The organism is Pseudomonas sp. KBS0710 (genome assembly GCF_005938045.2).
Taxonomy (GTDB): domain Bacteria; phylum Pseudomonadota; class Gammaproteobacteria; order Pseudomonadales; family Pseudomonadaceae; genus Aquipseudomonas.
On record NZ_VCCF02000001.1, the window covers coordinates 1195550 to 1210306 of the forward strand.

Annotated in this window: 14 protein-coding genes; 8 read left to right on the forward strand and 6 right to left on the reverse strand. The window is 61.3% G+C overall.

Translation table 11 applies throughout. The annotated features are described in order from the left end of the window. Positions 1-40: 40 nt before the first annotated feature. The gene (locus FFI16_RS05630; RefSeq protein WP_138815370.1) at positions 41-2230 is read right to left on the reverse strand and encodes a patatin-like phospholipase family protein; all 2190 of its coding nucleotides are present in this window, start codon (positions 2228-2230) and stop codon (positions 41-43) included. Between the two features lie 84 nt (positions 2231-2314). Between FFI16_RS05630 and FFI16_RS05635 the strand changes: the two genes are divergently transcribed. Continuing rightward, a complete protein-coding gene (locus FFI16_RS05635; RefSeq protein WP_138814467.1) occupies positions 2315-2602 on the forward strand; it encodes a SelT/SelW/SelH family protein in 288 nt (95 codons plus the stop codon). Between the two features lie 3 nt (positions 2603-2605). Here the strand turns inward: FFI16_RS05635 and FFI16_RS05640 are convergent, their stop codons facing one another. Next, entirely contained in the window at positions 2606-3490 is an 885-nt protein-coding gene (locus FFI16_RS05640; protein WP_138814468.1) for a DMT family transporter, read from the reverse strand. A gap of 100 nt (positions 3491-3590) precedes the next feature. Next, entirely contained in the window at positions 3591-4340 is a 750-nt protein-coding gene (locus FFI16_RS05645) for an AraC family transcriptional regulator (protein ID WP_138814469.1), read from the reverse strand. A gap of 137 nt (positions 4341-4477) precedes the next feature. Between FFI16_RS05645 and FFI16_RS05650 the strand changes: the two genes are divergently transcribed. Beyond that, positions 4478-5287, forward strand: a complete 810-nt coding sequence (locus FFI16_RS05650; protein WP_106803028.1) for a UDP-2,3-diacylglucosamine diphosphatase — start codon at positions 4478-4480, stop codon at positions 5285-5287. Between the two features lie 130 nt (positions 5288-5417). On the opposite strand, the gene FFI16_RS05655 is transcribed toward FFI16_RS05650, so the two are convergent. The 3 genes from FFI16_RS05655 to phhA all read right to left on the reverse strand — a co-directional run bounded on the left by FFI16_RS05655 (position 5418) and on the right by phhA (position 7871). Next, positions 5418-6611, reverse strand: a complete 1194-nt coding sequence (locus FFI16_RS05655; protein ID WP_138814470.1) for an amino acid aminotransferase — start codon at positions 6609-6611, stop codon at positions 5418-5420. Further along, the gene (locus FFI16_RS05660) at positions 6611-6967 is read right to left on the reverse strand and encodes a 4a-hydroxytetrahydrobiopterin dehydratase (protein ID WP_017134918.1); all 357 of its coding nucleotides are present in this window, start codon (positions 6965-6967) and stop codon (positions 6611-6613) included. Before FFI16_RS05660 ends, FFI16_RS05655 begins: the two co-directional genes overlap by 1 nt. Before the next feature lie 97 nt (positions 6968-7064). Further along, positions 7065-7871, reverse strand: coding sequence for a phenylalanine 4-monooxygenase (gene phhA / locus FFI16_RS05665; RefSeq protein ID WP_138814471.1), 807 nt, complete (start codon positions 7869-7871; stop codon positions 7065-7067). A gap of 257 nt (positions 7872-8128) precedes the next feature. Here phhA and FFI16_RS05670 point away from each other — a divergent pair, with 257 nt between their 5' ends. The 6 genes from FFI16_RS05670 (at position 8129) to flgJ (ending at position 14754) form a co-directional block, all read left to right on the forward strand. Next, complete coding sequence (locus FFI16_RS05670; protein WP_138814472.1) at positions 8129-9691, forward strand: sigma-54-dependent transcriptional regulator; 1563 nt, start codon at positions 8129-8131, stop codon at positions 9689-9691. Between the two features lie 328 nt (positions 9692-10019). Further along, entirely contained in the window at positions 10020-10760 is a 741-nt protein-coding gene (locus tag FFI16_RS05675; protein WP_138814473.1) for a flagellar basal body rod protein FlgF, read from the forward strand. Between the two features lie 67 nt (positions 10761-10827). Beyond that, on the forward strand, positions 10828-11613 hold the full coding sequence (gene flgG / locus FFI16_RS05680; RefSeq protein ID WP_138814474.1) for a flagellar basal-body rod protein FlgG: 786 nt from the start codon (positions 10828-10830) through the stop codon (positions 11611-11613). Between the two features lie 53 nt (positions 11614-11666). Beyond that, a complete protein-coding gene (gene flgH / locus FFI16_RS05685) occupies positions 11667-12362 on the forward strand; it encodes a flagellar basal body L-ring protein FlgH (RefSeq protein WP_138814475.1) in 696 nt (231 codons plus the stop codon). Positions 12363-12389: 27 nt separating this feature from the next. Next, positions 12390-13478, forward strand: a complete 1089-nt coding sequence (locus tag FFI16_RS05690; RefSeq protein WP_225933067.1) for a flagellar basal body P-ring protein FlgI — start codon at positions 12390-12392, stop codon at positions 13476-13478. Between the two features lie 4 nt (positions 13479-13482). Then, on the forward strand, positions 13483-14754 hold the full coding sequence (gene flgJ, locus FFI16_RS05695; protein ID WP_138814476.1) for a flagellar assembly peptidoglycan hydrolase FlgJ: 1272 nt from the start codon (positions 13483-13485) through the stop codon (positions 14752-14754). The last annotated feature ends 3 nt before the right edge of the window (positions 14755-14757 follow it).

Sequence of the window (14757 nt, forward strand, 5' to 3'; positions counted from 1 at the left end):
AGGGAGCAAGCTCCCTCGCCACATTAAGCCAGGCATTCAGCTAGAACGTCTGCCCCAGGTTCAGGTACACCGCCTGCTGCTTGTCATCATTGAACCCATAACTGAAGTTCAGCGGCCCCAACGGCGTATCAAAGCCGAGGAAAACACTCGCGGCATTGATATACCCGCTGTCGAACTGATTGTCGTTGTTCCAAGCCCGGCCGCGTTCCAGCGAGGCGCCGAGGTACAGCGGGAAATCCAGCGGCAGGTACGAGCGCGGCGTCAGGCGGCGGTAGTACACGGCGCGCATCAGCGCGATGTTCTGCCCCGAGATTGAGTCTTCGCGAAAGCCTGATAATTGCCGCGCACCGCCGAGCAGGAAGCTGGAAACCACCACGTCGGATTTATCCAGGGTGCGCCCATAACGACCGCCGAGTATCAAGGTGTCCGGGCCGTGGCTCATGGCCTTGTCCAGCTTGAACTCCCACTGTCGGTAGCGCTGGTCCGACCCCAGGCCGGGCTCGAACTCTCGGAAGGCCAGGCCGATGTCTTCGCCAGAGTGGGGGAAGTACACGTTATCCAGTGAATCGAACGAGTACTTGAGCTCATAGAAGCCCTCACTGAAGCTGACACTCGGCAAGTCGCGCTCGCCAATGCGCACATCGGCTTTGCCCCACGCCTCACCGACGCCGAAGCGGATCTCGCCGCTGTTGCCGATCTGGCGCCCCACGTTCAAACCAAAACCGTAGCGCTCCAGGCGGTATTCGGCGATAGGGTCGCTGTCCAGCACCAGGTCAACGTTCTGTGCCTGGGCACTGATATAGGGCGCGACGAAGTAGCGCGAGCCCACATCCAGTGGCTGGTAGAACTCGCTGTACAGCTCTTGGCGATCACCAATCTGCACACGCGTCAGCCATTCGGCGCCAAGGCGGTTGATGCCGTTCATGCGGTAACTGGCGCCCAAGTTGTAGGCGCTTTCGCCGCGCATGTCATCCGACAGGCTCAGGCCCAGGCGCAAATAGTCGGTGCCGCTGCGTTTGCCACGCGCGCTGATGACCAGGGTATTGTCCTGGCCCTTTTTCACCACGCGGTATTGCACCTGCTCGAAGTAATCCAGGCCATACAATGTGCCCATGTCGGTTTGCAGGCGGCCCAGGTTCAGCGGCTCGCCCAGGGTTTGGCGGATGTAGTAGCGAATCACGTCGTCGCTGACTTTCGAATCGTTTTCCACCTTGATGGCCGTGATCACCGGCGTGCGTTCGCCTGGGGTGCGGGCCTCCACCAATTGCGGGTCGATCGGTTCGGCGGGGCGCAGGTGCGCCAGGCGCACGTCGAGGGCGCGGGTGGCTCGGTAGCCGGCGTCGATCATGTCTTTGGCGCGGCCGAAGTCCGTCACGCCGTAGGCGGCCAGGGGCGGCTGGATCAGTACGTCCTTGGGGTGCAGGGCCTTGAGTTGTTCTTCGGAGTTGCGCCGGGTCATCAGGGTGATGGACTGGTTGAGTACGTCCACCACGGTTGCCAGTTGCTTGCGTGAGCGCAGCGGCGTGCCGATGTCCACGACAATGGCGATATCGACGCCCATTTCGCGCGCCACATCCAGCGGGATGTTGTCGGTCATGCCGCCGTCAACCAACAGTCGTCCGTCCAGTTCCACCGGAGCGAACACAGCCGGGATCGACATGCTCGCGCGGATCACCTGAGGCAAGTGGCCCTTGCTGAACACCACTTTTTCGCCGGTGGTGATGTCGGTGGCCACGGCGCGGAACGGGATTGGTAGCTTGTCGAAGTTACGCGTATTGCTGGAGTGGGCGAACATGCTTTCCAGCAACAATGCCAGGTTCTGGCCCTGGATCACGCCGAGCGGCAAGCCGAGGCTGCCGTCATCGCGGAAGCTGAGTTTTTGTTTGACGAGAAAGTCGCGATCATCCTGTTTGCGCCGAAACGGCACGTCTTCACGCGGTGGGGCATCGGATAATGCCTGTTGCCAGTCAATACTCAGCGCGAGCTTTTCCAGTTCATCGATCTTGTAGCCCGAGGCGTACAGGCCACCGATCACCGCGCCCATGCTGGTGCCGGCAATGGCATCGATCTGGATACCTTGCTCTTCCAGCGCCTTGAGCACGCCAATATGCGCCAGGCCACGGGCGGCACCGCCGGACAGCACCAGGCCGATCTTGGGGCGGGGGCTTTCGACGGCGTCGGCGATCAGGGGAAGCAAGCACAGAAACAGGCAGGACAACAGGCGGCGCATCATGAATCTCGAGGCTGGGCAATAAAGGCCGGTATTATAGTCACTCGATCGTCCGTGCCCGTTATGTCAGGAACTTCTCTAATTATGTCTGCCAGCAAACCCGAGATCGTCATCACCTATTGCACCCAATGCCAATGGCTGTTGCGCGCAGCGTGGCTGGCCCAGGAATTGTTGAGTACGTTTGCCGATGACCTGGGCCGCGTGGCGCTGGAACCGGCCACCGGCGGCGCGTTTCGCATCACGTGTGACGGTGTGCAGATCTGGGAGCGCAAGGCCGACGGCGGCTTTCCGGAGGCCAAGGTGCTCAAGCAACGCGTGCGCGACCAGATCGACCCGCAGCGCGACTTGGGGCACAACGACCGCAAGGTCTGAAGGCTACGCGGTGGCTGCCGGCTGTTTGGCCTGGCTGGCGCTGCCCATCAAGCCTGAGAGCACAATGGCGACGATGATCAGCGCGCCGCCCAGCAGCATGCGCAAGGTCGGCGTTTCGGCAAACAGCAGCCAGGCCACGGTGATGCCGTAGACCGGCTCCATGGCGAACACCACCGAGGCGGTGCGCGCCTTGATCACCGCGAGGCTGGCGACAAACAGGCTGTGCGCCAGGCCGGTACAGAACACGCCAAGCAGCCCGATCCACAGCCAGTCAATCGCTCGCACATCCGCCAACCCTGGCGCCGCCACCGGCAGCAGGCAGGCCGCGACCACCACGTTCTGGCACAGCGCGGCCTGCACCGCCGGAATGCGCCCGGAGCTGGCGCGGTTGTTCAGCGACAGCAGCGAGAACAACAGGCCCGAGAGAATCCCCCACAACAGGCCGCCCGTGGCTTGGCTGGCGAGATCGAAGTCTGGCGTCACCAGCACCAGGCCCACTGTGACCAGCGCCACCAACAGCACTTCGTTGGCGCGAATGCGCTCCCGGAATATCAGCCCTTCAAGTATTACGGTAAAGGCCGGGAATGCGGTAAAGCCCAGGGTGGCGACGGCGACGCCGGCGACTTTTACGGCGATGAAGAAGGTCACCCAATGCGCCGCCAGCAGCACGCCGCTGACGACGAGGCGGCGCCAGTCACGGATCTCGAGGGCTTTCCAGGTGGTGTTGCTGGCGAATCGCGCAAAGATCGCCAGGGCGATCACGGCAAAAGCGGCACGGCCAAATACAATGATGGCCGGCGAGGCAGCCGCCAGCTTGCCGAAGACACCGGTGAGGCCAAACATCAATGCGCCGATATGCAGGGCGCCAAGGGCTGAGCGGGGAGTCATTGCGATCCTTGAACCAACGGGAGTGACAGAATCGCAGTCTAGAGGGTCGAGGGCGCCGGTGTCTGTCGCGGGCCTCGCGAATCTTAGCGTCAGGCTCTCGTCATGCCGAGCGACGCAGTGTGCCCGGCGAGGCGCCGAATTCGCGCAGCATGGCGGCAGAGAAGGCGCTTTGTGAGGCGTAGCCGACGCGTTCGGCAATTTCGCCAACGGGCAGAGGCGTCTCGCGTAAAAGTTTCAACGCCATGTGCAGGCGACGGCTACGCAGGTAGTCCATCGGTGTTTGCCCGCACTCGGCCATAAAGCGTGCATGCAAGCGCGCCACCGAGAGGTCGGCGATACGTGCCAGGTCGGCCACTTGCAACGGGCGCGCAGCATGGCGTTCGATGTGCGCATTGAACGCCGCATACGGCAAACGCTTGCCCGGTATCGGTTGGGCCTGCGGATGATTGAGACTGGCCAACAGCAACACTGCGCCTTGCTGGGCGATCAGCGCGTCATCCACCGGGCTGTGTGCCAGCCATTGCACCAACTGGCTTTGCCGGGCGTCCAGTGTCAGTCGCGCCGGTTGCTCGAGCAGGCGACGGCTGGTGTCGGCATGTTCGCCCAAAGACTGCGCCACCCATTGCTCGTCGGGAACGTCCAGCACCAGGCAGCGGCTGCCGTCGCGGCTGCCGCAGGCGTGGTGGGCCGAGAAGGGCAGCACCATCACGCTGCTGGCGTGCACCTGGCTGCCGAGGCCGTCGACTTCCAGATCCAAGTGACCCGACAGCCCGAACACCAGCTGTGCGTGGTCATGGCTGTGGGCAAGTGGCTCTTCAATGTAGTGGCGCAGCGTGAGGGTCGGTCTCATCGCGGTCTCCTGGGCAGCAGGCCTGCAGTCTACAACGCTTCAAGGGCTGCGAGCGCTGTCATCAGACTGACGCACAGCTGTCATGGGCTATTAACCACTGGGGCGCAAGCTCGCCAAAACACCGTCGAGGGATGCCCATGACCAGTGCCGAGTTCGCCAAACCCAGCCGCAAACAACGGGTTCGTACCCTGTGGATCTCCGACGTGCACTTGGGCACCCGGGATTGCCAGGCCGAGCACCTGTCGCAGTTCCTCAAGGGCTACCACGCCGACAAGGTCTACCTGGTGGGCGATATCATCGACGGCTGGAAAATGCGCGGCGGCATGTATTGGCCCCAGGCCCACACCAATGTGATCCGCCGCTTGCTGACCATGGCCAAGCGCGGCACCGAGGTGATCTACGTCACCGGTAACCACGACGAATTCCTGCGGCGCTACTCCAAGCTGATCCTGGGCAATATCCAACTGGTGGACGAGGCCGTGCACGTCACCGCCGACGGCCGCCACCTGCTGGTGATTCACGGTGATCAATTTGATGTGATTACCCGTTACCACCGCTGGCTGGCCTTCCTCGGTGATTCGGCCTACGAGTTCACCCTCACGCTCAATCGCTGGCTCAACCACTGGCGTGCGCGCTATGGCTATGGCTACTGGTCGTTGTCGGCGTACCTGAAGCACAAGGTCAAGACCGCGGTGAGTTTTATCAGTGATTTCGAAGAGGCGATCGCCCACGAGGTGACCAAGCGCGAGCTGCATGGCGTGGTGTGCGGGCATATTCACCATGCCGAGATTCGCAAGGTGGGCGAGGTGGACTACCTCAATTGCGGCGATTGGGTGGAGTCGTGCACCGCGTTGATCGAGCACTGGGATGGCAGTATCGAGTTGTATCGGTTGGCGGATGCGCAGGCTAAAGAGGCGCAGTTGAAGGCCGAGATGGTTGCGGGCTAGAAGGTTCGCACGGTCAAAAATGTGGGAGCTGGCTTGCCTGCGATGGCGGTTGTTCAGTCAACTTATTCAGTGACTGACACACCGTAATCGCAGGCAAGCCAGCTCCCACAATTTGATTGGATTTCTTCAGTTATTTCGAGACGTCGGCGATAGCTTGGGCCAATAGCGCCAAGCGCGTGGCGTCTATGCCCGCCACATTCGCCCGCCCCGAGCTGACCATATACACGCTGTGCTTCTCGCGCAGTTGCTTGACCTGTTCGGCACTCAAGCCGGTATAGGAAAACATCCCACGCTGCGCACCGATATGCGCAAACTTCTCGGCCAGCCCGTGGGGTGCCAGCGCTTCCACCAGTCCGGAGCGCAGTTGTGCAATGCGCGAACGCATGGCCTCGACTTCATCGCTCCAGCGCTTTTTCAGCTCGGCATCACCGAGGATGGTCGCTACCACTGCGGCACCATGATCCGGCGGCGTAGACCACAGGTTACGCGCGATATTCGCCAGTTGGCTGCGCACATCGGTGAGCTTCTCGGCGTCTGCCGCGCACACGATCAGCGCGCCGACACGGTCGCTGTACAGGCCGAAGTTCTTCGAGCAGGAACTGGTGACCAGCACTTCCGGCAGCTCGGCGGCAAACAATCGCACCGCCCAGGCGTCCTGTTCGAGGCCGTCGCCAAAGCCCTGGTAGGCGAAGTCGATCAATGGCAGCAATTGCCGTTCGCGCACGATGTGCAGCACCTGGCGCCAGTCATCCTGGGACAAGTCAAAACCGGTCGGGTTGTGGCAGCAGGCATGCAACAACACCACGTCGCCCGTGGGCACGGTGGCCAGCGTTGCGAGCATCGCACCCACGTCCAGGCGGTTATCCGCGCCCACGTACGGGTAATGGCTGACCTTGAGCCCCGCCTTGGCGAAGATGGTTTCGTGGATCGGCCAGGTCGGGTTGCTCAGCCATACGCCACGGCCGGGCAGGTTTTGTGCGATAAAGTCAGCGCTCAGGCGCAGCGCGCCAGTACCGCCTGGGGCTTGCGAGGCGCCCGCGCGACGCTCGCGAATCAGCGCGGAATCGGCGCCCAGCACCAGTTCACTGATCAGCGAGCCGAAGGCCGCATTGCCGTGGCCGCCGATGTAAGTCTTGGTGGTTTGCGTGTCCACCAGGCGCTGTTCGGCCAGTTTTACCGAGTGCGGAATCGGCGTCAGGCCCTGGTCGTCCTTATAGACGCCCACGCCCAGGTCGAACTTGTTCGGGTTGGTGTCCTGGGCATACAGGTCCATCAGCCCGAGGATCGGATCGCCGGGCACACGGCCAATGGCATCAAAATGCATTACTTGCGGCCCTCGGCGTCTTTGGCCACTTCGTCGGTGCGCGCGGCCATGATGAAGTCGTTGCGGTGCAGGCCTTTGATCGAGTGGCTCCACCAGGTCACGGTGACTTTGCCCCACTCGGTGAGCAGGCCTGGGTGATGGCCCTCGGCTTCGGAGATTTCACCCATGGCGTTGGTAAAGGCCAGGGCGAATTTAAAGTTCTTGAACAGGAAAACCTTTTCCAGCTGCATCACGCCATCGCGGACCTCGATGTTCCAGTCGGGAATCTGCTTGATGAGTACCGGCAGCTCTTCGTCGCTGACTTGTGGGGCATCGGCGCGGCAGGCTTCGCAGTGGGCTTGGTTCAAGGTGGTCATGGAGGTGTCCTGAATTCGAATGATTGAGATCAGTGGGCGTTACCCTAAAGCAACGCGCGGCCAGGGAACAGATGCACCTGGCCTCAATATGTAAGGTTCAAGCAGCTTCGGGCTTTGGCGGAACTGCCTTTGGGGGGAAGAGCGGTGCATGCAGACCCAACTGCATACCGCGCTCGACCATGCCCATGATGTCTTCCTGCGCCACCTCAAACAGGCGCTTAAGCTCGGGCAATACGAAGTACAGCGGTTGCAGAATGTCGATGCGATACGGCGTGCGCATCGCTTCCAGCGGGTCGAAGGCCTGGTGTTCGGGTTCATCCGACAGGCAATACACGCTTTCTTTAGGCGACGATAGAATGCCGCCACCGTAGATGCGCCGGCCTTGCGGGGTGTCGACCAGGCCGAACTCGATGGTCATCCAGTACAGGCGCGCCAAGTACACGCGTTGCTCTTTGGTGGCCGCCAGGCCGAGCTTGCCGTACGTGTGGGTGAACTCGGCAAACCAAGGGTTGGTCAGCAGCGGGCAGTGGCCGAAGATCTCGTGGAAAATATCCGGCTCTTGCAGGTAGTCCAGTTCTTCGCGGGTGCGAATAAAGGTCGCCACCGGAAACTGTTTGCTGGCGAGCAATTCGAAGAAGGTCTGGAACGGGATCAGTGCGGGGACGCGGGCAACTTGCCAGCCGGTGGTTTCGGCCAACACCTTGTTGATCTCACCCAGTTGCGGGATGCGGTCCAGGGGCAGGCCGAGTTTGTCGATGCCGTCCAGGTATTCCTGGCAGGCGCGCCCCTCGATCACTTTCAATTGGCGCGTGATCAGGGTGTTCCACACCGCGTGTTCTTCCGGCGGGTAGTGGATAAAACCTTGCGCATCGGGCTCGCGGGCCACGTAGTGCGTCTGCTTCATACGGCTCTCCTGCTAGGCATTCGTTCTTGTTATGTCCTGCGATGAGCCTATTGATAACCCGCAAAGCGTTGGATTCCATCTGGCTGCGGCGCTTACTTGTAGGAAAAGTTACCGTTTTGTGTAAACTTTTCGTTACGGTATGGCGACCTATCGGTGTATTGGGCTGTGAAAAGGTCACAAGCTGTCACATAATCTTGACGACTATCTGCGCCCAGCGGCAAAAAGACGCGGCGCTTTCCCACCTTTTGGGTTTTTTAATGCGTATTAAAGTGCACTGCCAGAACCGTATCGGCATCCTGCGGGACATCCTCAACCTGCTGGTGGAGTACGGCGTCAACGTCGCCAAAGGCGAGGTGGGTGGTGAACATGGCAACGCCATTTACCTGTTTTGCCCCAACCTGGTGAACATGCAGTTCCAGGCGCTGCGCCCGCAATTCGAAGCGATTGCCGGGGTATTTGGGGTTAAAAGGGTAGGGCTGATGCCCAGCGAGCGTCGGCATATGGAGCTCAATGCGCTGCTCGGCGCCCTGGAGTTTCCGGTGTTGTCGATTGATATGGGTGGCTCCATCGTCGCCGCCAACCGCGCGGCGGCGCAGTTGCTCGGGGTGCGGGTGGACGAAGTGCCGGGCATTCCGTTGTCGCGTTATGCCGAGGATTTCGACCTGCCGGAGCTGGTGCGTGCGAGCAAATCGCGCATCAACGGCTTGCGGGTCAAGGTCAAGGGTGATGTGTTTCTGGCGGATATCGCGCCGTTGCAATCTTCCGAGCACGACGACAGCGAGGCCATGGCCGGCGCCGTGTTGACCCTGCACCGTGCGGACCGTGTAGGTGAGCGCATTTACAATGTGCGCAAGCAAGAGCTGCGCGGCTTCGACAGTATTTTCCAAAGCTCCAAAGTCATGGCCGCCGTGGTGCGCGAAGCCCGGCGCATGGCGCCGCTGGATGCGCCGCTATTAATAGAAGGCGAAACCGGCACCGGCAAAGAGTTGCTGGCACGCGCTTGCCACTTGGCCAGCCCGCGCGGGCAATCACCCTTGATGGCGCTCAATTGCGCGGGCCTGCCGGAGTCGATGGCCGAGACCGAGTTGTTCGGCTATGGCCCCGGTGCGTTTGAAGGCGCACGGGCCGAGGGCAAGCTGGGCCTGCTGGAGCTGACGGCGGGCGGTACGTTGTTTCTAGATGGCGTGGGGGAAATGAGCGCACGCTTGCAGGTGAAATTGCTGCGCTTTTTGCAGGACGGCTGCTTTCGCCGGGTGGGCAGTGATGAAGAGGTCTATCTGGATGTGCGGGTGATCTGCGCGACCCAGGTGGATTTGTCGGAACTCTGTGCGCGTGGCGAATTCCGCCAGGACCTGTATCACCGGCTCAACGTGCTGTCGCTGCATATCCCGCCGTTGCGTGAATGCCTGGACGGCCTGGCGCCGTTGGTTGAGCATTTTCTCGACCAGGCCAGCCGCCAGATTGGTTGCCCGTTGCCCAAGCTGGCGCCGGCGGCGATGGACCGGCTCAGTCACTACCACTGGCCGGGCAACGTGCGGCAGTTGGAAAACGTGTTGTTTCAGGCGGTGTCGTTGTGCGACGGCGGCATGGTCAAGGCCGAGCATATTCGCCTGCCGGATTATGGGGTGCGCCAGCCGCTTGGCGATTTTTCCCTGGAAGGCGGGTTGGAGAATATCGTCGGGCGGTTTGAAAAGGCGGTGCTGGAGGCTTTGTATGCCGAGCATCCGAGCAGTCGGCAGTTGGGTAAGCGCCTTGGCGTGTCGCACACCACTATTGCCAATAAGTTGCGTGATTACGAAATCCTCAAGACCGATAAATAGCCGGCGGACACACCGGGGTTAAAACTGTGGGAGCTGGCTTGCCTGCGATAGCGGTGTGTCAGCTGGCCCATTTATCACTGACCCACCGCTATCGCAGGCAAGCCAGCTCCCACAGTTGATCTTTGTCGTCCTTAAGACCGGTGCTTGCCGCAGGCGGCAGTAGTCCGCCGTTTTTTCGACTCTATCCCTGCCACCTAATCCCCACGCCTGCCCGCAAACCCCCGCCGTACATGGACTTCAATCTATTTTTAAAAGTTGGTTCGCAAATTGCTTAAGCCTCATCAGAGCAACGGTGGGCGGCAAGCGTCCGTCAGAATGAGGATAGAGCGTGGACAAGTACCTTTATGTGGCAATGACCGGCGCCAGCCAGAATGCACTGGCGCAAAAGGCCCATGCCAACAATCTGGCGAACATTTCCACCAATGGTTTTCAGCGTGACCTGGAGCAGGCGCGTTCGATGCCGGTGTTCGGTGACAGCTTTCCGGCGCGGGCGTTTGCCATGACCGAACGGCCGGGCACCGACTTCTCCCAGGGCGCCATGATTGAAACCGGCCGCGACCTCGATGTGGCGGTCAGCGGCGACGGCTGGATGGCCGTGCAAACTCCGGATGGCGGCGAAGCCTATGTGCGCAGCGCCAGCATGAATGTGGATGCGCTGGGTGTGTTGCGGGCCGGCAACGGCATGCCGGTGATGGGCAACGGTGGCCCGATTGCCGTGCCGCCCGAGCAGAAAATTGAAGTGGGCGCCGACGGCACCATCAGCATCCGCGCCATGGGCGAAGGCCCGCGTGTGATGGCTGAAGTGGACCGCATCAAGCTGGTCCAGCCGGACCTCAAAAACATGACCAAGGGCCTGGATGGCGCCATCCATACCAAGGATGGCCAGCCGGCCCAGGCTGACGCAAACGTGCGGCTGACCTCGGGTTTCCTGCAGGCGAGCAACGTCAATGCGGTAGAAGAAATGACCGCCGTGCTGTCGCTCTCCAAGCAGTTCGAGCTGCACATCAAGATGATGAACAGCGCCAAAGAAGACGACCAGGCCATGACCCGCGTTTTGGCAATGAGCTGATTGCCGGTTCACTGAAGACTAATTTTGCAGCACAGCGCCAACAAACAGGCGCACGAAGGAGAACACTATGCTTCCGGCTCTATGGGTTGCCAAAACAGGTTTGGCCGCGCAGGACACCAACCTGACCACCATCTCCAACAACTTGGCGAACGTGTCGACCACGGGTTTCAAACGTGACCGCGCCGAGTTCCAGGATTTGCTCTATCAGATCAAGCGCCAGCCAGGTGCCCAGTCTACCCAGGACAGCGAACTGCCGTCGGGCCTGCAACTGGGTACCGGTGTGCAGATCGTCGGCACCCAGAAGAACTTCAGCGCCGGTAACCTGCAGCAAACCAACCAGCCGCTGGACATGGCCATCAACGGCCGGGGTTTCTTCCAGATCCTGCAGCCGGATGGCACCACTTCTTACACCCGTGACGGTACTTTCCACCTCGATTCCAATGGCCAGATCGTTACCGCCCACGGCTTCGCGCTGGAGCCGGCGGTGGTGGTTCCAGCCGATGCCAAGACCTTTACCGTCGGCACCGATGGCACCGTGTCCATCACCGTGGCCGGCAACCCGGCGTCGCAGGTGATCGGCAACCTGCAAACCGCCGACTTCATCAACCCGGCCGGCCTGCAGGCCATGGGTAACAACCTGTTCCTGGAAACCGCCTCCAGCGGCGCGCCGCAAATCGGCACCCCGGGCCTCAACGGTTTTGGTACCACCCTGCAACAAACCCTGGAAACCTCCAACGTCAGCACGGTTGAGGAGATGGTCAACATGATCACCACCCAGCGCGCCTACGAGATGAACTCCAAGGTGATTTCCACCGCCGACCAGATGCTTTCGTTCGTAACGCAGAATCTGTAATCAAGTCTATGGGGCGCCTTTTGCGGCGCCTGCAACACCGTGAGGTAAGGGTCATGAATCGCTATGTTTCTGTTCTGGCATTGAGTGGGATCGCCGTGCTCGCGGGCTGTGTCGCCCCGTCGCCAAAACCCAATGACCCGTACTACGCGCCGGTGCTGCCGCGCACGCCGTTGCCGGCGGCGGCCAACAATGGCTCGATCTACCAGGCCGGTTTCGAACAGAACCTGTACAGCGACCGCAAGGCCTTCCGTGTGGGTGACATCATCACCATCACCCTCAACGAGAAGACTCAGGCCAGCAAGAACGCCAACTCGCAGATCGGCAAGACCAGCAAGACCAGCATCGGCCTGACCTCGTTGTTTGGTGGCGGCCTGACCACCAATAACCCTTTGGGTGATGGCGACCTGAGCCTCAACGCCGGCTACAGCGGCGACCGTGCCACCAACGGCAAGAGCGCGGCAGGGCAGGGCAACAGCCTGACCGGTTCGATTACCGTGACGGTGGCGGATGTATTGCCCAACGGCATCATCGCCGTACGCGGTGAAAAGTGGATGACCCTCAACACCGGCGACGAGCTGGTGCGTATCGCCGGCATGGTGCGTGCCGATGATATTTCCACCGACAACACCGTGCCGTCGACGCGCATTGCCGATGCACGCATTACCTACTCGGGTACGGGTTCGTTTGCTGATGCGAGTCAGCCGGGCTGGTTCGACCGTTTCTTCCTTAGCCCGCTGTTCCCTTTCTAGGTGGCCATTTTGAACCTCAAACAGCTGATGGCTGCCGCGTTATTGCTGGCCTTGAGCGCAGGAGCACACGCCGAGCGGTTGAAAGACATCGCCAGTATTTCCGGCGTGCGCTCCAACCAATTGATCGGCTACGGGCTGGTGGTGGGGCTTAACGGTACGGGTGACCAGACCACCCAGACGCCGTTCACCCTGCAGACCTTCAACAACATGCTCTCGCAGTTCGGCATCAAGGTGCCGCCTGGGTCGGGCAACGTGCAGCTCAAGAACGTCGCGGCCGTGTCGATCAGTGCCGATTTGCCGGCGTTCTCCAAGCCGGGCCAGGTGGTGGATATCACCGTGTCGTCCATCGGTAACTCGAAAAGCCTGCGTGGCGGCACCTTGCTGATGACGCCGCTCAAAGGTATCGACGGCAACGTCTACGCCATCGCCCAGGGCAACCTGGTGGTCGGCGGTTTTGACGCCGAGGGCCGTGACGGCTCGAAAATTACCGTGAACGTGCCATCGGCCGGTCGCATTCCCGGTGGCGCCACGGTTGAACGCACCGTACCGAGTGGTTTCAACCAGGGCAACAGCCTGACCCTGAACCTCAACCGTTCGGACTTCACCACCGCCAAGCGTGTGGTCGACAAGATCAACGACATGCTCGGCCCTGGCGTGGCCCAAGCCATCGACGGCGGCTCGATCCGCGTGACGGCGCCGCTCGACCCAAGCCAGCGTGTCGACTACCTGTCGATCCTGGAAAATCTTGAAGTCGACCCGGGCCAGGCAGTGGCCAAGGTCATTATCAACTCACGCACCGGCACCATCGTGATCGGCCAGAACGTCAAGGTCTCGCCGGCGGCAGTCACCCACGGCAGCCTCACCGTGACCATCACCGAAGACCCGATCGTCAGCCAGCCTGGGCCGCTGTCCAATGGCCAGACGGCAGTGGTACCGCGCTCGCGGGTCAATGCCCAACAAGAAGCCAAGCCGATGTTCAAGTTCGGCCCCGGCACCACCCTGGATGAGATTGTCCGCGCGGTGAACCAGGTGGGCGCAGCGCCCGGCGACTTGATGGCGATCCTCGAAGCTTTGAAACAGGCCGGCGCCTTGCAAGCCGACCTGATCGTGATCTAAGGCCATGGCCATGGATATGCACAAAAGCGGGTTCACCAGCACGGCGGATTCGGGGTCTTACTCCGACCTTAACCGGCTGAACCAGCTCAAGGTCGGCGCCGACAAGAACAGCGAAGGCAACATGCGCAAAGTGGCGCAGGAGTTCGAGTCGCTGTTCCTGAGCGAGATGCTCAAGTCGATGCGCTCGGCCACCGAAGCGCTGGGCAAGGACAACCCGCTGAACACGCCGGCTGCCAAGCAGTACCAGGAAATGTACGACCAGCAGTTGGCGGTCTCGATGTCCCGCGAAGGCGGTGGTATCGGTTTGGCTGACGTGCTGATGCGCCAGATGCAGAAGAACAAGCCGGTGGAGGCGCAGTCCTCCACCTTGCAAGGCCCGGCGGCGGCCGAGCCGGTCAAGGCCAAGAAGGTCGATGTGCCGACTGAAATCGCCGCCGGCACCCAGGCGAATGGCCCGTTGGGCCGCTCCAATGGCCAGCGGCCGTTGTGGGCTTACCGCGTTGCGGAGCCGCAGGGTACCAGCGCACATACCAATGACATGGAGCTGATGAACCAGCGCCGCATGGCGTTGCCGAGCAAGCTCACCGATCGCCTGCTGGCGGGCATCGTGCCGAGCACTCAGCCCGCCACGCAGGCCGCGAGTGCGCCACTGCGTAACAGCGCCGCCACCGATAACGTGGTCAACAGCGCCGCGCGCAACTTTGCCGTACCGAGTGGGCGCATGCAGGTCTACGGCCGCGCGATTGCCCAGCCACCGTTGGCGCCGGCGAAAAAAGCCTTCAGCTCGCAGGATGAATTTGTCGCCACCATGCTGCCGATGGCCAAGGCGGCCGCCGCGCGCATCGGGGTCGATCCCAAGTACCTGGTGGCCCAGGCCGCGCTGGAAACCGGTTGGGGTAAATCGGTGATGCGCGCCGAGGACGGCAGCAGCAGCCACAACCTGTTCGGCATCAAGGCCGGGCAGAGCTGGCAGGGCGGTCAGGCCCGTGCAATCACCAGCGAGTTTCGTGATGGGTCGATGGTCAAGGAAACGGCGCAATTTCGCTCCTATAACTCCTACCAGGACAGCTTCCACGACCTCGTGACATTGCTGCAAAGCAATGATCGCTATAAAGAAGTTGTGAAATCAGCCGACAACCCGGAACAGTTTGTACGCGAGTTGCAAAAAGCCGGATATGCAACCGACCCGGACTACGCCAGCAAGATTTCGCAGATCGCCAAAACGATGAACAGTTACCAGAACTTCGCTGCCGCTGGCGCAACCACACATTTATAAGGT